Annotated in this window: 25 protein-coding genes and 1 pseudogene; 12 read left to right on the forward strand and 14 right to left on the reverse strand. The window is 43.2% G+C overall.

The features are described from left to right. Nucleotides 1-77: 77 nt before the first annotated feature. From HMPREF9389_RS01200 to yycF, 3 genes are read right to left on the reverse strand one after another with little or no spacing between them, the layout of a single operon-like run. Complete coding sequence (locus HMPREF9389_RS01200; RefSeq protein WP_002931067.1) at nucleotides 78-878, reverse strand: MBL fold metallo-hydrolase; 801 nt, start codon at nucleotides 876-878, stop codon at nucleotides 78-80. Between the two features lie 9 nt (nucleotides 879-887). Next, nucleotides 888-2,237, reverse strand: a complete 1,350-nt coding sequence (gene vicK, locus HMPREF9389_RS01195) for a cell wall metabolism sensor histidine kinase VicK (RefSeq protein WP_002899938.1) — start codon at nucleotides 2,235-2,237, stop codon at nucleotides 888-890. Then, nucleotides 2,230-2,931 carry a response regulator YycF gene (gene yycF, locus HMPREF9389_RS01190; RefSeq protein WP_002894937.1) on the reverse strand — a complete coding sequence of 234 codons (702 nt, stop codon included), beginning with the start codon at nucleotides 2,929-2,931 and terminating at the stop codon, nucleotides 2,230-2,232. The genes vicK and yycF overlap by 8 nt, the downstream gene beginning before the upstream one ends. 340 nt (nucleotides 2,932-3,271) lie before the next feature. On the opposite strand from yycF, the gene HMPREF9389_RS01185 reads away from it, so the two are divergent. The 6 genes from HMPREF9389_RS01185 to HMPREF9389_RS01160 all read left to right on the forward strand — a co-directional run bounded on the left by HMPREF9389_RS01185 (nucleotide 3,272) and on the right by HMPREF9389_RS01160 (nucleotide 7,791). Beyond that, a complete protein-coding gene (locus HMPREF9389_RS01185) occupies nucleotides 3,272-4,033 on the forward strand; it encodes an amino acid ABC transporter ATP-binding protein (RefSeq protein ID WP_032906625.1) in 762 nt (253 codons plus the stop codon). Nucleotides 4,034-4,047: 14 nt separating this feature from the next. Beyond that, the gene (locus tag HMPREF9389_RS01180; protein WP_002931069.1) at nucleotides 4,048-4,860 is read left to right on the forward strand and encodes a transporter substrate-binding domain-containing protein; all 813 of its coding nucleotides are present in this window, start codon (nucleotides 4,048-4,050) and stop codon (nucleotides 4,858-4,860) included. Nucleotides 4,861-4,872: 12 nt separating this feature from the next. Next, entirely contained in the window at nucleotides 4,873-5,553 is a 681-nt protein-coding gene (locus HMPREF9389_RS01175; protein ID WP_002906090.1) for an amino acid ABC transporter permease, read from the forward strand. A gap of 10 nt (nucleotides 5,554-5,563) precedes the next feature. Beyond that, a complete protein-coding gene (locus tag HMPREF9389_RS01170) occupies nucleotides 5,564-6,223 on the forward strand; it encodes an amino acid ABC transporter permease (protein ID WP_002912899.1) in 660 nt (219 codons plus the stop codon). Between the two features lie 108 nt (nucleotides 6,224-6,331). Further along, entirely contained in the window at nucleotides 6,332-6,730 is a 399-nt protein-coding gene (locus HMPREF9389_RS01165; protein ID WP_002931071.1) for a hypothetical protein, read from the forward strand. Between the two features lie 332 nt (nucleotides 6,731-7,062). Next, complete coding sequence (locus HMPREF9389_RS01160; RefSeq protein WP_002931073.1) at nucleotides 7,063-7,791, forward strand: TraX family protein; 729 nt, start codon at nucleotides 7,063-7,065, stop codon at nucleotides 7,789-7,791. 279 nt (nucleotides 7,792-8,070) lie between these two features. Here the strand turns inward: HMPREF9389_RS01160 and HMPREF9389_RS01155 are convergent, their stop codons facing one another. Further along, a complete protein-coding gene (locus HMPREF9389_RS01155; RefSeq protein ID WP_002931074.1) occupies nucleotides 8,071-8,448 on the reverse strand; it encodes a carboxymuconolactone decarboxylase family protein in 378 nt (125 codons plus the stop codon). Nucleotides 8,449-8,525: 77 nt separating this feature from the next. Between HMPREF9389_RS01155 and HMPREF9389_RS01150 the strand changes: the two genes are divergently transcribed. Then, nucleotides 8,526-8,888 (forward strand): MerR family transcriptional regulator, encoded by a 363-nt coding sequence (locus HMPREF9389_RS01150; protein WP_002931078.1) that lies wholly within the window; start codon nucleotides 8,526-8,528, stop codon nucleotides 8,886-8,888. Between the two features lie 54 nt (nucleotides 8,889-8,942). Here HMPREF9389_RS01150 and thrS read toward each other — a convergent pair whose 3' ends face one another. The 6 genes and pseudogenes from thrS to ccpA all read right to left on the reverse strand — a co-directional run bounded on the left by thrS (nucleotide 8,943) and on the right by ccpA (nucleotide 15,902). Beyond that, nucleotides 8,943-10,886, reverse strand: a complete 1,944-nt coding sequence (thrS, locus tag HMPREF9389_RS01145) for a threonine--tRNA ligase (protein ID WP_002931080.1) — start codon at nucleotides 10,884-10,886, stop codon at nucleotides 8,943-8,945. Beyond that, entirely contained in the window at nucleotides 10,883-11,524 is a 642-nt protein-coding gene (locus HMPREF9389_RS01140; RefSeq protein ID WP_032906626.1) for an ATPase AAA, read from the reverse strand. Before HMPREF9389_RS01140 ends, thrS begins: the two co-directional genes overlap by 4 nt. Nucleotides 11,525-11,784: 260 nt before the next feature. Beyond that, nucleotides 11,785-12,266, reverse strand: a pseudogene (locus tag HMPREF9389_RS01135) (hypothetical protein). 71 nt (nucleotides 12,267-12,337) lie between these two features. Next, nucleotides 12,338-13,660 carry a glycosyltransferase family 4 protein gene (locus tag HMPREF9389_RS01130; protein ID WP_002897194.1) on the reverse strand — a complete coding sequence of 441 codons (1,323 nt, stop codon included), beginning with the start codon at nucleotides 13,658-13,660 and terminating at the stop codon, nucleotides 12,338-12,340. A 1-nt stretch (nucleotide 13,661) separates the two neighbouring features. After that, a complete protein-coding gene (locus HMPREF9389_RS01125; protein ID WP_002931086.1) occupies nucleotides 13,662-14,660 on the reverse strand; it encodes a glycosyltransferase family 4 protein in 999 nt (332 codons plus the stop codon). A gap of 237 nt (nucleotides 14,661-14,897) precedes the next feature. Then, on the reverse strand, nucleotides 14,898-15,902 hold the full coding sequence (gene ccpA / locus HMPREF9389_RS01120; protein WP_002894913.1) for a catabolite control protein A: 1,005 nt from the start codon (nucleotides 15,900-15,902) through the stop codon (nucleotides 14,898-14,900). A gap of 162 nt (nucleotides 15,903-16,064) precedes the next feature. Between ccpA and HMPREF9389_RS01115 the strand changes: the two genes are divergently transcribed. The 5 genes from HMPREF9389_RS01115 (at nucleotide 16,065) to HMPREF9389_RS01095 (ending at nucleotide 21,154) form a co-directional block, all read left to right on the forward strand. Continuing rightward, the gene (locus tag HMPREF9389_RS01115; protein WP_002931087.1) at nucleotides 16,065-17,147 is read left to right on the forward strand and encodes a M24 family metallopeptidase; all 1,083 of its coding nucleotides are present in this window, start codon (nucleotides 16,065-16,067) and stop codon (nucleotides 17,145-17,147) included. Between the two features lie 446 nt (nucleotides 17,148-17,593). Continuing rightward, nucleotides 17,594-18,640 (forward strand): FecCD family ABC transporter permease, encoded by a 1,047-nt coding sequence (locus HMPREF9389_RS01110; RefSeq protein WP_002931088.1) that lies wholly within the window; start codon nucleotides 17,594-17,596, stop codon nucleotides 18,638-18,640. A gap of 1 nt (nucleotide 18,641) precedes the next feature. Next, nucleotides 18,642-19,397, forward strand: a complete 756-nt coding sequence (locus HMPREF9389_RS01105; RefSeq protein ID WP_002931089.1) for an ABC transporter ATP-binding protein — start codon at nucleotides 18,642-18,644, stop codon at nucleotides 19,395-19,397. 55 nt (nucleotides 19,398-19,452) lie between these two features. After that, on the forward strand, nucleotides 19,453-20,481 hold the full coding sequence (locus tag HMPREF9389_RS01100; RefSeq protein WP_002931091.1) for an ABC transporter substrate-binding protein: 1,029 nt from the start codon (nucleotides 19,453-19,455) through the stop codon (nucleotides 20,479-20,481). After that, entirely contained in the window at nucleotides 20,462-21,154 is a 693-nt protein-coding gene (locus tag HMPREF9389_RS01095; protein ID WP_002931092.1) for an alpha/beta hydrolase-fold protein, read from the forward strand. Before HMPREF9389_RS01100 ends, HMPREF9389_RS01095 begins: the two co-directional genes overlap by 20 nt. Nucleotides 21,155-21,263: 109 nt before the next feature. Here the strand turns inward: HMPREF9389_RS01095 and HMPREF9389_RS01090 are convergent, their stop codons facing one another. The 4 genes from HMPREF9389_RS01090 to HMPREF9389_RS01075 form a co-directional block, all read right to left on the reverse strand. Then, nucleotides 21,264-21,767: a methylated-DNA--[protein]-cysteine S-methyltransferase gene (locus tag HMPREF9389_RS01090; protein WP_002931093.1), complete on the reverse strand. Its 504-nt coding sequence runs from the start codon at nucleotides 21,765-21,767 to the stop codon at nucleotides 21,264-21,266. A gap of 36 nt (nucleotides 21,768-21,803) precedes the next feature. After that, nucleotides 21,804-22,661 (reverse strand): VOC family protein, encoded by an 858-nt coding sequence (locus HMPREF9389_RS01085; RefSeq protein WP_002931095.1) that lies wholly within the window; start codon nucleotides 22,659-22,661, stop codon nucleotides 21,804-21,806. Between the two features lie 232 nt (nucleotides 22,662-22,893). Then, nucleotides 22,894-23,346, reverse strand: coding sequence for an Rrf2 family transcriptional regulator (locus HMPREF9389_RS01080; protein ID WP_002931101.1), 453 nt, complete (start codon nucleotides 23,344-23,346; stop codon nucleotides 22,894-22,896). A 55-nt stretch (nucleotides 23,347-23,401) separates the two neighbouring features. Further along, a complete protein-coding gene (locus tag HMPREF9389_RS01075) occupies nucleotides 23,402-24,250 on the reverse strand; it encodes a metallophosphoesterase family protein (protein WP_002931113.1) in 849 nt (282 codons plus the stop codon). Between the last annotated feature and the right edge of the window lie 36 nt (nucleotides 24,251-24,286).

Below are 24,286 nucleotides of genomic sequence, written 5' to 3' on the forward strand. Positions count from 1 at the left end.
AAAATAAAACCGTTGCTTTTTAAATATTTAATGGATACCGCACTAGAGCAAGAAAACCAAACCTTTCGGTCTGGTGTCTAAATACTCGTCAAAGGCGTTGCGGTATCAGGTGAGGTATCATAGACCTGAAAATCGTGGCCGACTGCCATATCGGCTTGAGCCAGTTGATTGACCATGGTCATATGAGCCAATTCCTTGATATTATTTTCCTTACTGAGATGCCCTAGATAGATCCGTTTGGTGCGATTGCCTAAAGTCCGAATCATGGTCTCTGCTCCATCTTCATTGGACAAGTGACCCATATCAGACAGAATCCGCTGCTTGAGACTCCATGGGTAGGCACCGCTGCGGAGAATTTCAATATCATGGTTGCTCTCAATCAGGTAAGCATCGGCATTTTCGATAATTCCAGCCATCCGGTCACTGACATAGCCCGTATCCGTCAGCATGACAAAGCTTTTGTCATCCTTCATAAAGCGGTAAAATTGTGGACAGGCTGCGTCATGACTAACACCAAAGCTCTCCACATCCAAGTCTCCAAAGGTCTTGGTCTTGCCCAATTCAAAGATATGCTTTTGACTAGCATCCAGCTTGCCCAGGTCCTTTTCCATAGCCTTCCAAGTGGCCTCATTAGCATAAATATCCAGATGATACTTGCGGGCCAACACTCCAACGCCATGGATGTGGTCCTTGTGCTCATGAGTCACTAAAATGGCATCCAAATCCTCAGGCTTGCGGCCAATTTCGCTCAGCAAGCTCGTAATTTTCTTGCCTGATAAGCCAGCGTCAACCAGAATCCGCTTTTGGTCTGTTTCCAGATAGAAACAATTACCGCTTGATCCTGACGCCAAAATACTGTATTGAAATCCTTTAGTCATGTTTACTTTCTATATATCATCTTCATTATCCCAGTCGTCATCCCGGACGCCATCATTCTCATAAGGCAAGACAATGGTAAAGGTCGAGCCCACACCATACTCACTCTTAGCCCAGATAAAGCCCTGATGCTGCTTGATAATTTCCTTGGCAATAGCCAGCCCCAGACCCGTTCCGCCCTGTGCGCGACTGCGTGCCTTATCCACTCGATAAAAGCGATCAAAAATCTTAGGCAGGTCCTGCTTGGGAATTCCCAGACCTTCATCTGCAATCGAGAGAATCAACTGCTCATCCGTTGTCTTGATGGAAACAGTAATGGTTCCACCATCCGGCGAATACTTGATGGCATTGTTCATGATATTATCAATCACCTGGGTCAGCTTATCTGTATCAATCTCTACCCAAATCGGTGTTATAGGATAATCACGGATAATCTCATATTTCTTGGTCTCGTCTTGATTTTTTATCTTGTCAAAGCGATTGAGGATAAAGGTGATAAAGGCCGTGAAATTCGTCAGCTCCACTTCCAGATGACTGGTCTCATTGTCAATACGGGACAGACTAAGCAAGTCCGTTACCATCCGCATCATGCGGTTGGTTTCATTGAGCGATACCTTGACAAAGTCGGGTGCTACAGGCTCAGACAAGGCTCCCTCATCTAGGGCTTCCAGATAGGACTTAACACTGGTCAGCGGAGTCCGCAACTCGTGGCTGACGTTGGAAACAAAGAGGCGACGCTCCCGCTCTTCCTTGTCCTGCTCTGTCGTGTCATGCAAGACAGCTACCAAACCAGAAATGAAGCCCGACTCCCGCCTTACCAAGGCAAAGCGAACCCGCAAGCTCAAGTACTCACCATTTTCATCCTGAGAGTCAATCGTCAGCTCAGGAACATTGGTAATCAGATCCCTCAAATCATACTCGTCTGAAATCGAAAGCAGATCCAAAATACTCATATTTTGGACCTCATCTCTCTTAACTCCCAACTGCTTGGTTGCCATATCGTTGATAGTGATAATCTGCCCCCGGCGGTTGGTCGCAAGCACGCCATCTGTCATATAGGACAGGATACTGGAAAGGCGTTTTGTTTCTTGCTCAAGGTTTTCATGTGTCAGTCGAATGACCTCTGATAGATCATTGATACTGTTGGTCATATCTGTGATTTCTGGACTCCCTTGCATGTCCAGCACTTCAGAATAATCCCCTGCGATCAAATCTTTAACCTTTTGATTAAGTTGTACAAGCTTTTGGTTATCCCGGCGATTTTCCAATAAAAGCAAGGCCACAACTACAATGAAGCCGATAATAATGATTGCAAAGACGAAATCCGCAGAAATCACAAATTGTTTAATTGCTTCAATCATTATTTCTCATATAATAGCCAACTCCGCGGCGAGTCAAGATATACTCAGGACGGCTTGGCGTATCTTCAATCTTTTCACGCAGACGGCGAATCGTCACATCCACTGTACGTACATCGCCAAAATAGTCATAGCCCCATACTGTTTCCAGCAAGTGCTCACGTGTCATCACCTGGCCGATATGTGTCGCCAAATGATGAAGAAGTTCAAACTCGCGGTGGGTCAGCTCCAGCTCCTTGCCATGCTTCTTAGCAACAAAAGCATCTGGCAAAATCTGCAGTTCCCCAATGGTCAGCTCGTTCGGGCCACTTTCTTCTACTTGATTTTCAACAACAAGGTCTGCCCGACGAAGAAGTGCCTTGACACGCGCCTGCAGCTCACGATTTGAGAAAGGCTTGGTCACATAGTCATCTGCACCGATTTCAAGACCGATAACCTTGTCAAACTCACTGTCCTTAGCAGACAATACAATAATCGGCACATTACTAGTCTTACGAATAGTCCTAGCAACTTCCAGTCCGTCCACTTCTGGCAGCATCAAGTCCAGAATCAAGATGTCTGGCTGTTCTGCTTCAAACATTTCCAAGGCTTCCTTACCATCAAAGGCAGTCAAAACCTCATAGCCTTCCTTGGCCATATTAAACTTAATAATATCTGAGATTGGTTTCTCATCATCTACAACTAATATTTTCTTCATATATTCACCTTAACATAAGATTGGGATTGAATCAACTCCATGATAGAAAAGTTGTGACATAGTCAGCTAAGTCGTCCTGCATCAAAACGTGCAAAAGGCAATCTAGTTTGCCTAGCTAGACTCCCAATCCAATTTTATTTATTTATCTAGTCTTATTATACCAAAGTTTTCTTAAAAAACACTAATTCAAGCCATTTTTATTCCACATTTGTAGAAAATGGACAATTCTCATCCAAAAAAATTTTTTTCTAAATGGAAATACTCATTTTTATTCAATTTGACAGTTTATTTATTCTATGGTAAAATCTATGTCATATTATCTAACACAAAGGAGAAAGATATGGCTTTAGTTGAATTTAAAAATGTCGAAAAGTATTACGGAGATTACCATGCTCTGCGCAATATCAATCTCAGTTTTGAAAAAGGTCAAGTAGTTGTACTGCTGGGACCATCCGGCTCTGGAAAATCTACTCTTATCCGTACAATCAACGCTTTAGAAGACATTGATCAGGGAAGCTTGATCGTCAATGGCCACGAGGTCGCGAACACTGCTGCCAAAGATTTGGTCAACTTACGCAAAGAAGTCGGAATGGTCTTTCAACATTTTAATCTTTACCCCCACAAAACGGTGTTAGAAAATGTTACCTTGGCGCCTATTAAAGTCCTAGGAATGGATAAACAAGAAGCTAACAAAATCGCTCAAAAATATCTAGAATTCGTCAACATGTGGGACAAGAAAGACTCTTACCCAGGCATGCTATCCGGAGGACAAAAGCAAAGGATTGCCATTGCCCGCGGTTTAGCCATGCATCCTGAGCTCCTGCTCTTTGATGAACCGACTTCTGCCCTGGACCCTGAAACAATCGGGGATGTTCTGGCTGTTATGCAAAAATTAGCCAAAGACGGCATGAATATGATTGTGGTCACACACGAAATGGGCTTTGCCCGTGAGGTAGCTGACCGCATTATCTTCATGGCAGACGGTGAGGTGTTAGTGGATACTACTGATGTTGATGCTTTCTTTGACAATCCTACCGAACCCCGCGCTAAGCAGTTTCTCAGTAAAATTATCAACCATGAGAGTGATAACGTGCTTTCTTAAAAAGGAGAAGATCTATGAAACTACAAAAAATACTCATTAGCCTACTCTTACTCCTATTGACTCTAGGCTTGATTCACGCCGCTCCTGCACAAGCCGATTCCAGTACCAGCCAACAGGTCAAGGCCATCCAGAAACGCGGAGTCCTCAATGTCGGTGTCAAGCAGGATGTACCTAACTTTGGTTACCTCAATCCTGATAGCAATACATATAGCGGTTTAGAAATCGATATTGCAAAAAAGATTGCCAAGGAACTAGGCGTCAAAATCAACTACGTCCCAGTTACCGCACAAACTCGAGGACCACTTCTGGACAACGGACAAGTTGATATGGTAATTGCGACCTTTACCATCACAGATGAGCGTAAGGAAATCTATAATTTCACAACCCCTTACTACACAGATGCTTCTGGTTTTTTGGTTAATAAATCCAGCAAAATTACAGATGTCAAGGACTTGAATAATAAGACTATCGGCGTCGTTCAAGGCTCTATTACTCAAACCTTGCTGGAAGAAATCGCTCAAGAGAAAAAACTCAACTTCAAATATGTAGAGTTAGGTTCCTACCCTGAACTAGCTGTTTCCTTGCGAGCTCACCGTATTGATGCCATCTCTGTTGACAAGTCCATCCTGACCGGCTATGTAAGTTCCAAGTCAAACATTCTGGATTACAGCTTCAAAAAAGCCGATTATGGTGTGGTAACAAAAAAATCCAATACTCAATTGAATGACTATATAGATGGCCTAATCTCTAAATGGAAGGAAAACGGCAGTCTGCAGAAACTTTATGACAAATATAATTTAAAACCATCTGCTTCAACAGATGATTAGAAAGGAGATCCCATGAGTTTTAGTATTTCTTCTTGGCAGGCCTACTTTGCGGACTTTGGCAAGTTTTTCCAAGGATTCCTCTTTACCTTAGCCATTTCTATCGGTGCTCTAACCTTGGCTCTTTTACTAGGGATTTTCTTCGGAGCTATCAGCACAGGTAAGCATAAAGTTCTACGTGGTCTAGCTCGTGTTTTTGTTGAGTTTTATCAGAACACACCACTCTTAGTGCAATTTGTGATTGTCTTTTACGGTCTTCCGCTAGTCAGCAATTACACCATCATGCCCTCAATCTATTGGACTGCAGTGCTCTGTGTGGGACTGTATCACGGTGCTTATATCGCCGAAGTCATCCGCTCAGGTATCCAGTCCATTCCTCGCGGGCAGACCGAAGCTGCACTCTCTCAGGGCTTTACCTATGTAGAAACCATGCGATACATCATCCTGCCCCAAGCTTTTCGGATTATCCTTCCACCGCTAATCAATCAGGTCGTCAATCTGATAAAAAACACTTCTACCGTCGCTATTATCTCTGGTATGGATCTGATGTTCGTGACCAAGTCTTGGTCTGCTCTGAACTCCAACTACATCCCAGCCTTTGCCGGAGCAGCTCTACTCTACTTCCTCCTTTGCTTCCCAATCGCTAGCTGGGGACGTAAGGTAGAGGAAGCCAATAAACAAGCTTACAGCATCTAAGGAGGTCTCTATGGAAAATATTTTAAAAGTCTTAACCGCAAACAACCTACTCTTTATCCTTAAGGGGCTCTGGCTGACTCTGCAAATTTCTTTCATTTCCATTGTCCTATCCACGATTTTTGGAACTATTCTAGCCGTCATGCGAAATGGGAAAAATAAACTGCTCAAGCTGATTGCCAGCATTTATATCGAATTTGTCCGTAATGTACCCAATCTGCTCTGGATTTTCACCATCTTTTTAGTCTTTCAGATTAAGTCAACACCAGCCGGTATCATCAGCTTCACTGTCTTTACTTCTGCTGCTTTGGCAGAAATTATCCGGGGCGGTCTCAATGCCATTGATCCAGGTCAGACTGAAGCTGGCTTATCTCAAGGATTTACTCAGTTTCAGATTTTGCGTTATATCATCCTACCTCAGGCTATTCGGAAAATGCTGCCAGCCATCATTTCTCAGTTTGTAACAGTGATTAAGGATACCAGCCTGCTCTATTCTGTTATTGCGCTCCAAGAACTCTTTGGTTCTGCTCAAATTCTAATGGGACGCTATTTTGAAGCTGAACAGGTCTTCGCACTCTACCTACTAGTAGCAGCCATCTATTTCCTGATTAACTTCGCCATTTCCAGCTTCTCGCGCAAGCTATCTCAACGCTGGGCTCAAGCTGCAGAATAAATAACTCAAATACAGACCTACTGTGCAAAAGTTGAGTTTACCAACTCAGCTTTTTTATTTTTAATATTTGTGGTAGAATAATATCAAAGGATAGACAAGGAGAACGATATGAAAAAACTAACATGGCTTTTCATCACTTTCTTAACACTAATCTTTCTCAGCGCCTGCGGTCAGCACGCTAGCTTCCAGGGAAAATGGAAGGCTCAGAAAGCAAACGGAGAGGACATTGACATTGTCTTCAATGACAAGACCGGCAAGCTAGGTGATAAAGAATTTCACTATAAGATAGATAAGTCAGGCTATCAAGATAATACTAAATATTATAGTATCACTGTCAGCGACACCTATCACTACACCATCCTTTTCCCAGATGATGATATGAAAATAGCTACTCTTCTAGAACCTGACGACCCGTCTAGCGACCCTCTCTATGGGGAAATTCTCTATGCCATGAACCGAAATGAGTATCCTGATTTTGATGATTATGTGGATAAATACTTGAATTAAAACTAGAAAGGGGCTGGGACAAAAGTCTAACTTTAAATATAAAAAGCGAACAAAACGGAGTTATCTGACACTCAGAATTCTGTCTTGTTCACTTTTTTGTCTAATCTATCGATTTTAAAAATTTATAATAAAGAATTCCTAAAATCAAAATCTTTTTGTCCCAGCCTCGTTCAGTCTTATTTGTCAAGAAAAAATCAGAAGTATTCATTGAAGAGGTAAAAAGGCGAAATTCCAACTTACAAAATTGTAAGAAAAATGAGAGAAATGTAAGCTAAAGAAATGGAAAGAAGAACCTCTTTCTTGTATCATAGGAAAGGAAAAAGGAGGATCCTATGAAAAAAATGATTGACAATAGCAGTTTGAAACTGTTTGCTATGCTTGCCATGCTGATTGACCATATCGCCTGGGTATCTTTTCCACTGGCTACCAATATGAATATTCTCTCTCCTAACTGGCTGGCCAATAGTATGCACATAATAGGCCGCCTGGCTTTTCCAGTCTTTGCCTTTTGTATCGCGGAAGGCTATCGGCACAGTCATGATGTGAGCAAGTATATGAGACGATTGGGGCTACTGGCTCTTATCAGTATCATCCCTTTCTCTCTGATGGGCTGGGTTACTGGTCTTGGCTTTATCATGCAAAATACGGTTGTTACTCTCTTTTTGGGGCTCTGTGCTCTTTATTACAGTGATCAGCAAACAGCAACCTGGAGAAAAGTTCTAATTATTCTACTCTGTTTTACCCTGTCCATTATCGCTGACGGCGGACTGACGGGAGGAGTTTTTGGTATCTATGCCTTTGCAAAGATTAAAGACCCAATCTTCCGAAAGATTGGCGGTGTCTTGGCACTGAACAGTGTGCAAATCCTAATTTTGGCCTTCAATTTCTCCTATGATGGTTTGGCTGATCTGGCTGCCACCTGTCTTCTGTTTCTCCTCGCGACCTCTTTCTACAACGGTCAAAAAGGGGCCAATATTGGAAAAGTATTTTACTGGTTTTATCCCCTGCATTTGCTCGCTCTGTCTCTATTTCGAATTGCCTTTCTCTTATTTCTAATGTAGTTAATGAATGTGTTAAAAGTTTCAGTAGAATACCTGTTAAGTTAATTTTTCTTTTGGTAAGTCTCAATAGTAGAATAAAAGAATCTGGGACAATAGTCTCTTTGCTACAAAAAAGAGTTTGGGACAAAAAGATTTCAATTTTTAAAAATCTTAATTATTAAGCCCTTCTAATCTAGAATATAATGCGAAAAGTGAATAAAGCAGAATTCTGATTACCAGAAAAGTAGTTTTATTCGCTTTTTATATTTGAGGTCGGACTTTTGTCCCAGCCTCTTTTTATTATTCTTTTTTAAATAGTTTCTCAGCTAGAAAAACAGCATTTAGTACTCTAGGAAATCCAACGTAAGGGATGCACTGCAAAAAGCATTCTATAATCTTTTCGGGGGTTAAGCCAACATTTAAAGCCGCTTGAATATGTACTTCCAGCTGTGCTTCACAACCTCCCTGTGTCAAAAGGCTAGCAAGAGTGACGATTTCTCGCTCCTGTAGATTCAGTCCCTCACGACTATAGATATCACCAAAAGCAAATTCTACAATATAGTCTCCTAAATCGGGAGCTATTTCTTTCAGAGAGGAAATGACCTTCTCACCGCCCTCACCATCAATCTGATTGAGTCTTTCCAATCCACGTTCAAATCGTTTGTTTTTCATTTGCATTTACCTCCTTAAATGATTACAATGACATTATAAATCTTAGACCATACTCTAAGTCAAGAAATCAAAGGAGCTTTTTTATGAAAATCGGTCCATTTGCCCAAAAAGTGAATTTATCAACGCATACGCTCCGATATTATGAGAAACGAGGACTGATTAAAGTTGATAGGGATCAAAGCGGTCAGCGTTTCTATGACGAGAACGATCTTGCTTGGGTTCAGTTTATTCAGCGTTTAAAAGATACGGGTATGCATTTGAAAGATATTCAGAAATATGCTGACTTGCGCTACCAGGGTGATAGCAGCCTGAAAGAACGCCTAGAAATGCTGCAGAAGCACCGCAGTTTTGTTCAAAAACAAATTAAAAATTGGCAAATATCACTAAAAAAATTAGATAATAAAATTGAATGGTATCAAGCAGAAATCAAGCATCTTCCTAAATAGTCTATAAACGAAACCCGAGCTAATTGCTCGGGTTTAATCGTTAGCCAATGAATTCTACTCTTCAACGCGGGATTTGCTGGCAATGTCTGCTAAGATCTGCTCTACAAATTCGTCTACTGGTATTGTATGTGTTTCTTTTTGACCATAGCGGCGGACATTAACAGTACCGTCTTCTACTTCTTTGTCACCAACGATGAGTTGATAAGGAATTTTGCTAGTTTGTGAGGCACGAATCTTGTACTGCATCTTTTCATTACGCTCATCTACATCAGCACGGACACCCTTGTCACGCAACTTCTTAGCCACTTGCCAAGCGTAGTCAATATGTGCTTCGTTAGAAACAGGAATCAAAGTCACTTGATGCGGAGCCAGCCAAGTCGGGAAGGCACCCTTGTAATTTTCAATCAAGATGGCTGTGAAGCGCTCCATGGTTGAGATAACTCCACGGTGAATCATAACTGGGCGATGCTCTTCACCGTCAGCTCCGACATACTTGAGGTCAAAACGCTCTGGCAAGAGGAAGTCCAGCTGGATAGTTGACAGAGTTTCCTCATTTCCTAGGGCTGTTTTAACCTGGATATCAAGTTTAGGACCGTAGAAGGCTGCTTCTCCTTCTGCTTCAAAGTAGTCCACACCCATTTCGTCCAAGGCTGCTCGTAGCATGGTTTGGGCATTTTCCCACATCTCATCGTTATCAAAATACTTATGCGTATCCTGAGGGTCTCGAAGAGACAGACGGAAACGATATTCTGTCAAGTTGAAGTCAGCGTAAACATCGATAATCAACTGCAGCGCACGCTGGAATTCTTCTTGAATCTGTTCTGGCGTTACAAAGAGGTGACCATCGTTCAAGGACATTTCACGCACCCGCTGCAAACCAGTCAGGGCACCAGATTTTTCATAACGGTGCATCATGCCAATCTCAGCGATACGGATTGGCAACTCGCGGTAAGAGTGAACATGGTGCTTGTAGACTTGGATGTGGTGAGGGCAGTTCATGGGACGAAGAACAAACTCTTCTCCATCACCCATATCCATGGTTGGGAACATATCCTCTTGGTAGTGCTCCCAGTGGCCAGAAGTCTTATAGAGCTCCACAGAAGCCAAAGGCGGAGTGTAGACGTGTTGGTAGCCTGAAGCCAACTCTTTGTCAACGATGTAGCGCTCCAACTCTCGACGAACCGTCGCACCATTTGGCAGCCAGAAAGGCAAACCTTGACCCACTTCTTGAGAAATCATGAAGAGATCCAGCTCTTTACCTAACTTACGGTGGTCACGTTCTTTGGCTTCTTCCCGCATTTGCAGATATTTCTTCAGGTCTTTCTTGTCAAACCAAGCAGTACCATAGACCCGCTGCATCATAGCATTGTCGCTGTTCCCGCGCCAGTATGCTCCTGCCACGTTCAAGAGGTGGAAGATTTGGATACGGCCTGTAGATGGAACGTGAGGTCCACGACAGAGATCCACATATTCACCCTGACGGTAGATGGTCAAACCGCCCTCATCTTCTGAGTGCTCTTCAATCAATTCCAACTTGTATGGATCGTTTTTGAAAATGTCACGCGCCTCATCCTTGGTCACTTCTTCACGGATGGATGGGAAGTTTTCTTTGACGATTTTCTTCATTTCTTCTTCGATACGAGGCAGATCTTCATTTGAAATTTGCCCTGCTTCATTATCTGTATCATAGTAGAAACCATCCTGAATGGCAGGACCAACACCCAAGTGAATATCTGGGAAAAGGCGGCGAGCTGCTTGCGCAAACAAGTGGGCTGCAGAGTGACGCAAGATATCTAAAGCATCTTCGTGATCAGGTGTCACGATTTCAATGGCACCATCTTCAGTGATAGCACGCGTCGTATCAATCAATTTGCCGTTGAATTTACCAGCCAAAGCTTTTTTAGCTAGGGAATTGCTGATAGATTGAGCAATTTCAAAAGTTGTCACGCCAGATTCGAATTCACGAACAGCGCCATCTGGGAAAGTAATCTTAATCATGAGTTTTCTCCTTTAATATCTATTCTATTTATATTGGATAATTTAAAGATTCGAGCAATCTCTTCTGCAGTCTCCTTTTCCGATCGACTGCCATCTGTCATGAGACTAGGATAGCCTAATTTTTTTGCTTCCTTCCGCACCATTTGGGCAAACAGAATGTCCCGCTGCATCCAGTTTTCAAAAGCTTGCTCAGGATTGGATGTTCCCTCTAAGACATAAGGAACCCATTCTCTCTGTTTATAATGCTTTTTCTGAAAATCAGCTGTCGGAGTCAAGCATAGATAGGAAACCGCTGGTTCTTCAAGACTTTTTATCAGGTGAGGCAGAAGCCCTGCTCCCTCCACCAAAAGGGCTTTGTCTTGATTTTTTATCAAGCAAGATTTTACATAAGGAAAAATCTCTTCATAAAAGCGCCATTCTTCATCTGCCATCTCTTCTGGATTTCTCATCCAGATTTGTTCCGGATTTCTGTCCTGTCTAAGAAGGCAAATCGGCTGTGAGTCTGCACTTGCTTGACTCATCATCTCGTCTACCAAATCATCCAGTTTGATATGAAGTAGCTGATACTGTCTAGCAAGAAGTGAAGCAATTGTTGACTTCCCACTACAAGGCGATCCGCCAATCATATAAAGCACCATTCTCCCTCCTTCTGACAAAAGAAAAACGACATCCAAAAGGACGTCGCAACGTGGTTCCACCTTCATTTATGCAAGTCAAAAGACTCACACCTCGAATCGGCTCTAACGTAGCCACCGTTTTATGTTTGCATAAAAGCTAATAGAGTAGTCCCAACTGCATCCTCTACGCGATTTCCAGCTCCACGCGCTCTCTAAAAGATTTCCTGCAGGTGATTTGTCTCTAGAAAACATTATAGCACGATTGGAGAAATTTGCAAGAGCTATTGACCATCAAAACCAGAAAACGATTGAGAGTCTCTTGACTCAAAGTGGCTACTTGACGTTTTTTACGATGTTGCTCTGCCAGCAGCATTCCTCCCAAAGAAAGGAATAACAAGACATGAATATCCCTAGCATTGTAAAGCGTGGAAGTGATTGGATTATAAATCTTGTCTCCTGAGTAAAAAAGGCCATTAAAAAAATTTTTGAATAAATAATAATAATGAACCCCTGGAATCAAAAGGAGAAAAGGCAGTGAAAAGCCTTGCATCCGAGTATTTATATAAGCAATCCCTGCACCAACCAAGGGCAGCAGTAAAAGATAATACAAAATATTAAGGTTTGAAAGCCAGTTCAAAACACTTTCTACACTTTCTGTATTGTCTATAAGATATCTCCAAAGCTCTTGCCAAATCCAATCTGAAGCAATGAAAATGCCATAGAACAAAAGTAGCCAAGGCAACTGTTTGAGATATTTTTTCATAAGATTTCTCCTCTATTTCTAAACAAAACCTTGCATAAATAGCTATTGCCACAATGACGCAAGGCATGTTTCTATTCTAATAACTTAGTAATATTCCTGATTTTTTTCACTTGCTTACTCGAAGCTTTGAGGATACGAACGGATCCATTGATTGGTAGAGAAATGACTTTTCCAGGCAGATAGGCCACTGTCTTGGCCAGACGCTTGGCAGCACTTTCCTCTGGGCTGAGCTCGTTATGGAAGTCCTTGGAAATAGTTAAATCTAGATAAAACTCATAAACCCTGCGACCAAAGTTCTCCGCTGAAATCTCGTAGAGCTTGTCTGCTAGCTTCTGCTCATCCATGTCAGGCGTCGCAATAATCGCCTCTAAAATAGCGCCTGATAAATCCCGCTCTTGGTAATAAAGGGTCCCAAAAATCTTGTCGCTGATAACATTATCCAGATAAGGATTTCCATGGGCAATAATCGGTGTGCCGCTGGCTAAGCTTTCCAGATAAGTCAGACCTTGAGTCTCACTAGTTGAGGCAGATATAAAGAAATCCGCAGCTTTGTAGTAAAGGGCCGTATCACTTGGAGCAATCATCCCCGTAAAGATGACAGCTTCTTCAATCTGAAGCTTAGCAACCAGTTCTTTCAAGTCTTCCGCATAGGGACCGTCGCCGACAATGACTAGCTTGACTTTGTCATTTTCTTCAAGGACGGCAGGCATCGCCTCAACGATAGCTTGGATATTCTTTTCATAAGAAATACGGGACAGACTGAGTAGCATAATCTCATCTTCAGCCAGTCCTAGCTTGAAACGAAGCTTCTTGATATCCTCACGAGAAATTTCCGGCCGCTCAAACTTCGCCAGCTCAATCCCTGTCGGAATCACCCGCTTTTCTGCTTCGATTTTATAATTAACCAAGAGGTCATAAACAATCTCACTAGGGCAGATAACCCCATCCAAGTCACTCATAAAACCACGGACGATGTACTTGACCATGCTAGGACGGATGACCATCCCCTTGGCAATATAGTGCACATAATCTTCATACTGAGTATGATAGGTATGTACTACCGGAATCCGCAGCTCTTTAGCAATCCAAATCCCCAGCAGACCTAGTGAAAACTCAGTCTGGGTATGGATAATATCCAGCTGGTACTGACGAGCAATTTCTAAGGCATGAGAAAAGCCTCGGTAAGCCACTCTTCGGTCCTTAAAGGCAAAGAAAGGTACGCTGGGAATCCGAATAATCTGCCAATCCTCATAACGATTGACATCCTTGTCCGTCGTCGTAAAAATAAATACCGTGTGACCTAATTTTTCCAGCTCCGTCTTCAAAGTCCGAATACTGGTAGCAACCCCAGAGACCTGAGGAAAATAGGTATCTGTAAAAAGACCAATACGCATCTTACATCTCCAAAACTGTTTGATAAGCCTTAACTAACTGATCTGCAACATCGTCAATAGACCGGCTTTTAGCTACCTGATAGCCTGCTTCGCGCTTGTCCACCTTTTTATCTAAGATATTTCTCAGAGACTGGACAAACTCATCTACATTGTTGCAGAGCTCGGCTGAACGCTCATCCACCCAGCCCTGATAGACCGGGATATCACGCAGCACAACATTCTGCTCACTGGCCAAGGCTTCCAGGACAACAATTCCTTCAGTTTCCTCATAGGACGGGAAAAAGAAAGCATCCGCTCCAGACATGGCTCCCTGAAATACTGCTCCCTTAAAATAGCCAGGGAATTCGACATTATCAGGGTGGTCAAAGAGGACCAGACGGCGAATCTTACGCGGAATCAGCCAGAGATTGATAGAGCCCAGCCAGATAAAGCGCACATCTGGCATCCTGCGGGCAACCTCTACAAAATCCTCAATCCCCTTGCGGCGGAAATAAAGGCCAGCACAGACAACCACCTTCTGCCCTTCTTCAATCTTAAAATACTTTTTAAAAACTTCTTCCTTGCGAGCATCTTTCTTATACTTAGGCAGGTCAATACCGTTTGACACAGCCACCATAGGCGTAGTGACTCCATAAGACTGGATCAGCTGCTTAGAATACTCCGAAGGCGTGATAATGAAATCCGCCTTTTTATACATGTGAGTTAGGTATTTACCAAAAAGCGGAGCAAAAAGATTGGATCCAATAAAGGAATTTTCAAAGTCCTCCTTGGTCGAATGCCCATGCATAATCACTTTTTTATTGCCCCTCTTGGCAGCATGCAGGAGAAGCAAGCTACGGGGACCATAGGTATTGATGTGGACCACATCATAATCTCCTAAAACGTCCGTCGTATAAGGAATCCCAGCCAAATCCAAGGCATGCATCTGATGCTGGAGGGCTCGGCCGATTCCTGATTTCTCCAAAACGGACTTTCCTTCAAGATACAGTAATACTTTCATACTTCCTATTATACCTAAAATAAAATAAAAAGGAAAACCACAAGGGCAAATGAGGTAAAAAATCTATCCAAAGCCTGAAGCTACTTAGCTAAATTGCCCTGACTGAAGATTAACAAAAAGGCTGAGGTAAGATTACCCCAGCCTTGATTCATTATCCTATAAAGTCCTTGATATGCAGCTTTTTCGAGTTTTCAGCCAATTTTTAAGTTCAGAAAAGTTGCTAATCAGACTTATCTTTTATTTACGAGTTGATTTACGCTCGCTAATGCTGTGAGCCAGGAGAACTTCGCGTTCTTCCAATTCTTCCTTATGCATAATCTTAGTCAGCATGCGCATACTGATAGCACCGATGTCATAGAGGGGCTGACCGATTGTGGAAAGGTTAGGACGAGTGAAACGAGCTACTTGCGAATCATCACTGGTAATGATTTCAAAATCTTCTGGAACCTTGATGCCTTGATCAGACAGACCATTTAAGAGGCCTGCTGCCAGTTCATCTCCTGTGACAAAAGCTGCAGTTGCTTTGGAAGCAATGACACGCTCTGCCAAGTGGTAGCCATCATCATAAGAATATTTTGATTCAAAAACCAAGCCTTCGCTGTATGAAAGTTTCTTGTTCTTCAAGCCATCTTTATAGCCTGATAGACGGATTTTCCCGTTGATATCATCTACAAGCGGTCCGCTGACAAAGGCAATTTTCTTATTGCGCTTAGCCAGTAATTCTACAGCATCAACCGTTGCTTGCTTGTAGTCAATATTGACGCTCGGAAGCTGATGCTCCACATCGACAGTACCCGCCAAAACGACCGGTGTGCGCGAACGTGAAAACTCTGAGCGAATTTTCTCCGTCAGATGATAGCCCATGAAAATGATACCATCCACCTGCTTAGAAAAGAGAGTATTGACAACGGAGACTTCCTTATCATCGTCCTCATCACTGTTAGCTAAGACAATGTTGTATTTATACATTTCAGCAATATCGTCAATCCCTTTTGCCAAGGTTGAGAAATAGCTATTGGTAATATTTGGAATGACAACGCCGACGGTTGTAGTCTTCTTGCTGGCTAGTCCACGTGCTACTGCATTTGGACGATAGTCAAGACGATCAATGACCTCTAAAACTTTTTTACGTGTGTTTTCTTTGACGTTCTTGTTTCCATTCACTACCCGACTGACTGTCGCCATCGAAACTCCCGCTTCACGAGCGACATCATAAATGGTTACTGTGTCGTCTGTGTTCATATAGTTTCCTTTCTTCTATTGAAAATATCGTTTTCACTTTCCTACATTCACCATTTTATCACTTCTTGTAAACACTTTCAAGTATTTTGATAAGTTTTTGAAAAGTCTTGCTTTTTTTGACATTTTTTGCCAAAATAGAGGCATAGAAAGAAGGTTGTGACCATGACAAAAATCCAACAAATCATCCACTATCTCGAGAATGAAAAGCTAGATGCTGCTGTCCTGTCTGATCCAGTCACTATCAATTATCTGACTGGTTTTTATAGCGACCCGCATGAGCGGCAGATGTTTTTGTTTGTCTATCCTGACCATGAGCCCCTGCTCTTCGTACCAGCTCTAGAGGTTGAGCGCGCTTCAGGTTCTGTTCCCTTTTCAGTCCTTGGCTACATGGACTCCGAAAATCCTTGGCAGAAGATTAAAGTTGCCCTGCCGGCTCACTCTTTTAAGACTGTCGCTCTTGAGTTTGATAACTTGATTTTGACCAAATATCATGGATTGAAAACTGTCTTTGATAGCGCAGAATTTACCAACCTGACACCTTACGTCAACCGCTTGCGCCTGATTAAGTCTGCCGATGAAATCCAGAAAATGCTGGTAGCTGGCCAATATGCTGACAAGGCTGTCAATATCGGTTTTGACAATATCTCACTGGACAATACTGAAACAGATATCATCGCTCAGATTGACTTTGCCATCAAGCGAGAAGGTTATGAGATGAGCTTTGAAACCATGGTGCTGACGGGAAATAATGCAGCTAATCCGCACGGAATTCCCGGTGCCAATAAAGTCGAAAATAACGCCCTCCTGCTCTTTGACCTTGGCTGCATGGTTAATGGCTATGCCAGCGATATGACACGGACCGTTGCTGTTGGCCAGCCGGACCAGTTCAAAAAAGATATCTACCATCTGACATTGGAAGCCCAGCAAACTGCTCTTGACTTTATCAAGCCAGGGGTCACAGCTCATGAAGTAGATCGCGCAGCTCGGCAAGTCATTGAAAAAGCTGGCTATGGTGAGTATTTCAACCACCGTCTCGGCCACGGCATCGGTATGGATGTTCACGAATTTCCATCCATCATGGAGGGCAACGACATGGTCATCGAAGAAGGCATGTGCTTCTCTGTTGAGCCTGGTATTTACATCCCTGGCAAGGTCGGTGTCCGCATCGAAGACTGCGGCCATGTCACTAAGAATGGTTTTGAACTCTTCACCGAAACTAGCAAGGACTTGTTGTATTTTGAATAGAATTTTATAAGCCTATATTATGTCTTGAATGATTATTAGGCTTGGCAAAAGCCATCTGACTATTTTAGCTATCATTGTTAAATATCGTTATAGTTATCTTAGTCTTTACGCATTTATAATTTCAAAAAACGATAGAAAAGTTTCTGTCGTTTTTTCGTGTTTCCTAGTAATTATACTAAGTCATTTAGGTTCACCTGCTTTTCCTCCAATGACGTCGTCTGTCAGAGACATTCCGAAAAACTCAATTACTCCGCACTAACCAGTTCTTACACCAGAAACATGTTTTCATCACTGAAAAGATTTAAAAATTTTTTACCAATAGAAAGCGACATTAAGCCTTATCATATCAGAGTTTTTTATCCCTTCTTGCCCTTCTGATTTAAAAATGTTATAATTTTTTATGAAATTATCTAAAAATTCTAATCTTTGCTGTTAAGGAGGTCTGGATGCTCTTCAAAGGGTCAGAAAATCAAGTATTTTTTCGCTATATCTGCCTGCTCTTGCTTCTCATCATTTTTCTGGCTTTCTCCCTCTTTTTAGCTGTATCTTTGGGATCGGTCACTATTGATATACAGGATACTTACCGGATTATTTTCAGCAAGCTCAGCTTTAACCTTGGCACAGGCAAACTATCGTCGTCTACAATCGCTATTGTTTGGAACATGCGGGTTCCAAGAGTGCTCTTGGGAATCCTAGCCGGTGCTGGCCTTTCTGTCTGTGGCAGCGTCATGCAATCTACTGTCAATAATCCCATCGCAGAGCCTTATATCCTAGGAATTTCAGCGGGTGCAACCTTCGGAGCCACACTGAGCATTATCTTAGGGCTCAAATCCATTACTGGCACAGGTGCCTTTATAGGAGCCATTCTGGCATCGGCAGTGGTCCTTTTTATCGCATCCATGCAGGGAAAAATGACGACAAGCAGTCTGATTTTATCAGGAACAGTTGTAAATGCCCTTTTTATCGCCTTTTCCAACTTTATCATTTCTGTCGGTGCTAATGCTGACAGCCTTATGACAATCAAGTTCTGGACCATGGGCTCACTGGCCGGAACTTCTTGGTCAGATCTTGCCTTGCCGGCTCTTGTTGTTGGTCTCTCCTTTTTGTTTTTCTGTTCCCAGTATCGAATTTTCAATGCTATGATGATGGGGGACGAAGCAGCTTTGACACTGGGGGTACCTCTACATTTTTACTGGTTCCTTTATATCACAGTTGTCGCTATAATGACTGCGGTACTGGTTGCCTGCTGCGGTATTATCGGCTTTGTCGGACTAATCACTCCGCACATTGCTCGAAGATTAGTCGGTACCAACTACAAAAGGCTCTTTCCTATCGCTACCCTGCTCGGCTCTCTCTTTCTGGTCTGGGCAGATGTTTTGGCTCGAATTTTGGTCAAAAATGCCGAGCTGCCGATTGGAATCTTCACTGCTTTGGTCGGTGCACCCTTCTTTATCTACATTGTAGCCAAAAGCCGAAAGGAGGTAAGCAGCTGATATGGATCTAACTTGCCAAAATATCCACTATGCTGTCGGCCAAAAAGAAATCTTAAGAGGGATTTCACTCACGGTCGAGGGAAATCAGTTTCACACCATTTTAGGGCCCAACGGAAGCGGCAAAACTAGTCTGCTCAAAACCATCTACCGCCAAATCAAACCTGACAGCGGGGACATTTATCTAAACGGTAGACCACTTGAACAGGTCAGCATAAAAAAAGCAGCCCAGAAAATAGCCGTTGTAACTCAGTTTAACCATCTTCAATTTGACTGCACTGTCCAAGAAATCGTTATGCTGGGCAGGACGCCACATCTGTCCCTTTTTCAAAAAGAAAGCGAAAAAGACTATGCCCTTGTTCGTCATGCCTTGAGACAGGTGGACATGCTGGATAAGGGAGAGCGAACCTATCTCTCCCTGTCTGGTGGTGAGAAGCAAAGAGTCTTGCTGGCACGTGCTTTAGCCCAGCAGCCAAGCCTATTGCTCCTAGACGAGCCGACCAATCATCTGGATATCAAATACCAGCTGGATATGCTGCGTATAGTCAAAGACCTGAACATCAATGTTTTGTCTGTTTTACACGATATCCAACTGGCTTGTCGGTATTCAGACTATTTGTATCTCATGAAAGGAGGTGAGATTGCATACCAAGGCGCTCCAAAGGAGGCCATCACCCATGATTCACTGCAAGCCGTTTACGGTATTCAGAGCAAAGTAATCTGGACCAAGGATCGACAGGCCATGATTCAGTATCTATAAGAGCCTGCTCTCAGCTTTATCTATACAAGCTCCAAGCCCAAGAAAGGAAGGCAATATGAAAAAAACATTTAGTATCTTACTCGTCGCAACTGCTGCACTGACAATGGCAGCCTGCAATTCTTCATCTAAGGAGAGCACGAAAGAAAGCTCAACTTCACAATCTTCCTCCAAAACAGAAAGCGCGAAAAAGAGCACAGCAGAGACAAAATATCCAGTGACAATCAAAACTTACGATGCCGAAGGCAAGGAGATTGACCAGGTCTTTGAAAAGGCACCGGAAAAGGTCATCACCAACAACCTTTCAACGACCGAAATCTTAATCGAACTAGGATTGAAAGACAAAATCGCCGGTATGCTCAATCCAGACAATGATGTTACAGATAAATACAAGGCTGATATTGCCACCATTCCGCAAGTCGGCGACAAGAAAACCGTATCACAGGAAACTGTGCTATCCTATGAGCCAGATGCTCTTCTTGGCCGAAACATGATGTTTTCCGAGAAGTCTTTGGGGACAGTCAGTGCCTGGAATGAAAACAAAATCCCTGTCTATACACAGAAAGCTTCCCTGTCCAATACCAAGCAAGACCTAGGCAATATCGTTGAAGATGTCAAGAATATAGGAACCATTTTTAATGTCCAAGACAAGGCCAATCAGTATGCTGACCAGCTACAGGCAAGAATTGACAGTGTCAAGAAGACCAATAAAGCTAGTCAAGGGGAAAAGAAAAAAGCACTCATCATGTGTGCCTACAACGATGAGACTTTCGGTGCCTATAAATCTGCCCTGCAAGAGAGTCTGCTCAACCAGCTCGGCTATACCAATGTAGCGACTGGAACTTCTGACCTAACCTTGGAAAATCTGGTCTCTATGGATCCAGAAGTCATCATCTACGTAACCAGCGACCGCAACAAAGCCATGGATGAGCAAGCAGTTGATCTAATGAAAGCCAATCCAGTTCTGGAAGATGTCCCAGCGGTCAAAAATCAGAAAATCATGACCATCTCCTATGATGAGTTCATGGATTATGGTCCTGCTGTAATCGACTCACTCGAGAAAATCAATGACTTTATTAATAAATAAGACCTTTGTCTGGGAGGGTATCACTGTCAATATTGCCCTGCCCCAAGATTATGACGGATCACGACCTTATCCAGCAATCTTGCTAAATGATGGACAGACAAACTACCTGAGCAGGCTTTCTTCATCGGTAATCTTGATCGGACTGATATCAAACAACAGGCTGGACGATTATACACCTTGGAAAGCCAATGCTCTAAAGCCTGGCAATCCTGATTTTGGTGGCAGAGCGGATAGCTACCATCAGAAACTATTCAACGGTATATTAGCAGAAATCAGACAACACTACCTACTGGATGACAAGAGAATTGCCTATGGTGGCTACTCTCTCGGTGGACTAGCGGCTGCTTACAGTCTCTATAGTGTCAGCGAAGTTCCCTGTGTTTTTTCTATCTGCGGTTCCTTTTGGTACCCAGATTTTACCGACTTTTGCCAGTCTCAGGAGTTAAAAAACAAGGACTGTCTAGTCTATTTGCAGAATGGAAAGACAGAAGGCTCGAATCACTCAAATCGACTTTCCAACGCTCCTTTTTATGCTGCAGAAATTCATCGCTTGATTCAGAAAAAAATTCTTACCACTTGCTCCGTCTTTGACCCTTACGGTCATCATGAAGCCCTCAAAGAGCGCTATGCTGCCTTTTCCGACTGGCTGGCCACACAATGGCATATTGACTAATGAAAATCCCTTTGTCACTCACAGTAGCTGACAAAGGGATTTTTAGTTTATTGCTGTACGTAAAAAAGACTCTCACCAGTAAAATGGTAAAAGTCTTGAGTAGAAATACTTATTCAGTCTTCTCCCCCGCTTCTAGTTTCAACAGAAAGGCTTTTTTATCAAGGCCTCCAGCATAGCCGGTCAGCTTGCCATCACTCCCGACAATCCGGTGGCAGGGAATCAGAAGGGAAATGGGATTATGGCCGATGGCACCACCGACTGCTCTGGCCGATCCAATCTTACCGTACTCGGCTTGTAATTCTCGTAGAATGTCTGAATAAGTAGCCGTTTGTCCATAGGGAATCTTCTGCAACACTGTCAAAACCTTGCTTCTAAACTCAGTCACTTGAGGTGCCAATGGAATTTCATCTGTCGCGGGATTTTCTCCCTTGAAATAATCATCCAGCCAAGCAGCAACATGCTGGCTAACTTCTGTCTCCTCCTGCTGCGCTTGCTCCAGATCATAGCCTGCTCCAAAATATTTCTGATCCTCAAGCCAAAGTCCCAGCAAGGCATTTGCGTCCGTCAAGATAAGAATCTGGCCAATCGGTGATGCATAATAAGTCTTGTACATATTTTTTTCTTTCTTCGATCTTCTTGATATGCCTTATTATACCACTTTTGTCTTAACTTTTGTCACAATCCCATCTGGGTCTGTGACTTCTAGCTCTTGGGAGCTAATCCATCGGGCTGGTGCCTGCAAGTCCAGAGCATTTTCATAAATAGCTACTAGGTCTTCTTTTCCTTCTACTTGCGCCTCAAAATAGGCTAGTCCCATTTGCTTAGGTTGACGATGATTCAAGTGAGAACCTCCCCATTCATTGACTGCTAAATGATGATGATATTTTCCGGATGCCAGCCAGCTAGCAGAAGGTACAGAAAATTTGTCCTCAAAGCCTAGAAGTTTTTGGTAAAAATGACTGGCTGCTCTGCTATTTTTCACAGATAGATGGACATGGCCCATACGAGTGCCTTCAGCAATACTAAACGGCTGGACTTCCTGACCTAGTTCATAGATTTCTTGAGCCGCTAGAGCTTCCGTCACTCCGATAATGCGGCCATCTTCCCGAATATCCCAATCAGTCTGAGGCTTGTCCCGATAAAGCTCAATGCCATTGCCTTCTGGGTCCTCCAGATAAATGGCTTCACTGTAACCGTGGTCCGCCCCTCCAACCATAGGAACTTTACTTTCTGATAAGTGCTTCAGGATATCCGCCAAAGCTTGACGACTTGGAAGCAAGAGTGCCAGATGATAAAGACCATAAGCAGACTTGACGGTCTGCCGGTCACTGGTTGCTAAAAGCCTCACCAGAACTTGTCCGTCCCTGCCCAAAGCCACCTCTCCATCCTGCTCTTCCAAAAGTTCCAAGCCTAAAACGCGCTGATAAAAATCCCTTTGTCTTGCTAAATCGGCCACATAAAGTGCCACCTTTCCTAGATAAAACTTGCTTTGATATTCAAAAGTCATGTTTTTTACTCCTTTCTTTCAATCCAATCAAAGATTCAGCAGTCCGCTTGCTCAATTTTTTTATTTTCCTAAAACAGATATAGGTTCCTTGAGGCGGATGCCTGCCTTTCCATTTACTCCGAAAGATTATTTTAAATTGTAATTATTTGTGTTACATCTATTAGTATAGCACATTTTAATGTAATGTCAACAATTACATCTCAGAATATTATTCACCAAAAAAACAATCTGCTCACTGGGAAACAGATTGTTCTTTAATTTCTTTCTCGGTTGCTGCGACGACCTCGTCGAGGCTGGTCTGAGCCAATTCAGCTTCCATGGCTGCCTGAATAGCCGCCAAGCGGTCGTCTAAGACATTGTGAATGTTCTTGCCGATAGGACAGTCTGGATTGGGCTTGTCATGAAAGCTAAAGAGCTGGCCGCTCTTGCCCAGACACTCAACCGCGCTATAGACATCCAACAGGCTAATGTCTTTCAAATCTTTGGCAATCTCTGCTCCTCCAGTCCCACGAGCAACGGTAATCATCCCGGCATTCTTGAGCTGGGACAGGGTCTTGCGAATAATAACTGGGTTGACGCCAACACTGCCGGCAAGAATATCACTTGTCAGTTTTTGTTTTTTCCCCTCCAAAGCCAGTACAATCAGCATATGGGTGGCAATGGTAAAACGGCTAGAAATCTGCATTTTTCTCCTCCCTCATCATTTTCTCTCACTATTATATCTCAAAAATGGTGTAACTTCAAGAGTTACGACTGGACTTTAAGAAAGCTGCAATCTCATCTGCATAGCCTTCCCGCTCACTGATTTCCCTCAGCAGGTCGTGGTTATGGGTATGGTGGATACCATTGACCAAGCTCTCCCGATAAATCTCATAGTAAGGCAAGTGGAGCTCCCGAGCCAATCTCAGCTCCTGCTCCACATCATAGGCCACGCGCCTCAGGTCAACATCAGCCAGACCCGTCTCATCTATCTCTAAAATGGCATACTGGGCTCGCAAGTCCTGACGCAAAGCCGAATCTAGAAAGAATGGCTGACCAATAGAGCCGGGATTGATAATCAGCTGGCCCTTAGTCCCGTAGCGGAGAAACTGCTGGTGAATATGACCATAAACAGCGACAGCGCAGTCGTTTCCCTCGAAAAGTCGGTCGAAATCACTCTGCTCGCCAATATGAATCAGCTCCCGCCCCCAATTCTTATCTGGCAGATGGTGGCTAACCGCAATCTTCAATCCCTCTACTTCTGTCAAGATATGCAGAGGAAGTTCCTGCATGCGGTCAATCTCTTCAGGACGGATTTCCTCTAGGACAAAATGGCAGAGCCGCGTCAGGTAGAGATGGCTGGGACGTGTCAAGTCTAACTTTTGGTGCAGGGCATGCCAGAGACTATCTTCCCAATTCCCTCTGACCTGGAGGCTGATGTGCAGCTGCTCCATCCTATCTAAGATATTTCTGCGACCAGTTCCTGGCAGGAGCAAATCCCCCAAAAACCAATAATCTGTCACCTGCTGGCTTTCCGCATCCGCCAGTACTGCTTCCAAGGCTGTGCTATTTCCATGCACATCAGATAATAAGGCAATTTTTCGTGTCATCGTGTGTCTTTCTCTTTCTTTACAAGGAATATTATA

Source organism: Streptococcus sanguinis SK355 (assembly GCF_000212855.1).
GTDB lineage: Bacteria > Bacillota > Bacilli > Lactobacillales > Streptococcaceae > Streptococcus > Streptococcus sanguinis_A.

What these genes read in the sequence shown, in the direction of transcription:
- HMPREF9389_RS01200 (WP_002931067.1), bottom strand. Translation starts at nt 878, where the DNA reads ATGACTAAAGGATTTCAATACAGTATTTTGGCGTCAGGATCAAGCGGT.
- vicK (WP_002899938.1), bottom strand. Translation starts at nt 2,237, where the DNA reads ATGATTGAAGCAATTAAACAATTTGTGATTTCTGCGGATTTCGTCTTT.
- yycF (WP_002894937.1), bottom strand. Translation starts at nt 2,931, where the DNA reads ATGAAGAAAATATTAGTTGTAGATGATGAGAAACCAATCTCAGATATT.
- HMPREF9389_RS01185 (WP_032906625.1), top strand. Translation starts at nt 3,272, where the DNA reads ATGGCTTTAGTTGAATTTAAAAATGTCGAAAAGTATTACGGAGATTAC.
- HMPREF9389_RS01180 (WP_002931069.1), top strand. Translation starts at nt 4,048, where the DNA reads ATGAAACTACAAAAAATACTCATTAGCCTACTCTTACTCCTATTGACT.
- HMPREF9389_RS01175 (WP_002906090.1), top strand. Translation starts at nt 4,873, where the DNA reads ATGAGTTTTAGTATTTCTTCTTGGCAGGCCTACTTTGCGGACTTTGGC.
- HMPREF9389_RS01170 (WP_002912899.1), top strand. Translation starts at nt 5,564, where the DNA reads ATGGAAAATATTTTAAAAGTCTTAACCGCAAACAACCTACTCTTTATC.
- HMPREF9389_RS01165 (WP_002931071.1), top strand. Translation starts at nt 6,332, where the DNA reads ATGAAAAAACTAACATGGCTTTTCATCACTTTCTTAACACTAATCTTT.
- HMPREF9389_RS01160 (WP_002931073.1), top strand. Translation starts at nt 7,063, where the DNA reads ATGAAAAAAATGATTGACAATAGCAGTTTGAAACTGTTTGCTATGCTT.
- HMPREF9389_RS01155 (WP_002931074.1), bottom strand. Translation starts at nt 8,448, where the DNA reads ATGCAAATGAAAAACAAACGATTTGAACGTGGATTGGAAAGACTCAAT.
- HMPREF9389_RS01150 (WP_002931078.1), top strand. Translation starts at nt 8,526, where the DNA reads ATGAAAATCGGTCCATTTGCCCAAAAAGTGAATTTATCAACGCATACG.
- thrS (WP_002931080.1), bottom strand. Translation starts at nt 10,886, where the DNA reads ATGATTAAGATTACTTTCCCAGATGGCGCTGTTCGTGAATTCGAATCT.
- HMPREF9389_RS01140 (WP_032906626.1), bottom strand. Translation starts at nt 11,524, where the DNA reads ATGGTGCTTTATATGATTGGCGGATCGCCTTGTAGTGGGAAGTCAACA.
- HMPREF9389_RS01130 (WP_002897194.1), bottom strand. Translation starts at nt 13,660, where the DNA reads ATGCGTATTGGTCTTTTTACAGATACCTATTTTCCTCAGGTCTCTGGG.
- HMPREF9389_RS01125 (WP_002931086.1), bottom strand. Translation starts at nt 14,660, where the DNA reads ATGAAAGTATTACTGTATCTTGAAGGAAAGTCCGTTTTGGAGAAATCA.
- ccpA (WP_002894913.1), bottom strand. Translation starts at nt 15,902, where the DNA reads ATGAACACAGACGACACAGTAACCATTTATGATGTCGCTCGTGAAGCG.
- HMPREF9389_RS01115 (WP_002931087.1), top strand. Translation starts at nt 16,065, where the DNA reads ATGACAAAAATCCAACAAATCATCCACTATCTCGAGAATGAAAAGCTA.
- HMPREF9389_RS01110 (WP_002931088.1), top strand. Translation starts at nt 17,594, where the DNA reads ATGCTCTTCAAAGGGTCAGAAAATCAAGTATTTTTTCGCTATATCTGC.
- HMPREF9389_RS01105 (WP_002931089.1), top strand. Translation starts at nt 18,642, where the DNA reads ATGGATCTAACTTGCCAAAATATCCACTATGCTGTCGGCCAAAAAGAA.
- HMPREF9389_RS01100 (WP_002931091.1), top strand. Translation starts at nt 19,453, where the DNA reads ATGAAAAAAACATTTAGTATCTTACTCGTCGCAACTGCTGCACTGACA.
- HMPREF9389_RS01095 (WP_002931092.1), top strand. Translation starts at nt 20,462, where the DNA reads ATGACTTTATTAATAAATAAGACCTTTGTCTGGGAGGGTATCACTGTC.
- HMPREF9389_RS01090 (WP_002931093.1), bottom strand. Translation starts at nt 21,767, where the DNA reads ATGTACAAGACTTATTATGCATCACCGATTGGCCAGATTCTTATCTTG.
- HMPREF9389_RS01085 (WP_002931095.1), bottom strand. Translation starts at nt 22,661, where the DNA reads ATGACTTTTGAATATCAAAGCAAGTTTTATCTAGGAAAGGTGGCACTT.
- HMPREF9389_RS01080 (WP_002931101.1), bottom strand. Translation starts at nt 23,346, where the DNA reads ATGCAGATTTCTAGCCGTTTTACCATTGCCACCCATATGCTGATTGTA.
- HMPREF9389_RS01075 (WP_002931113.1), bottom strand. Translation starts at nt 24,250, where the DNA reads ATGACACGAAAAATTGCCTTATTATCTGATGTGCATGGAAATAGCACA.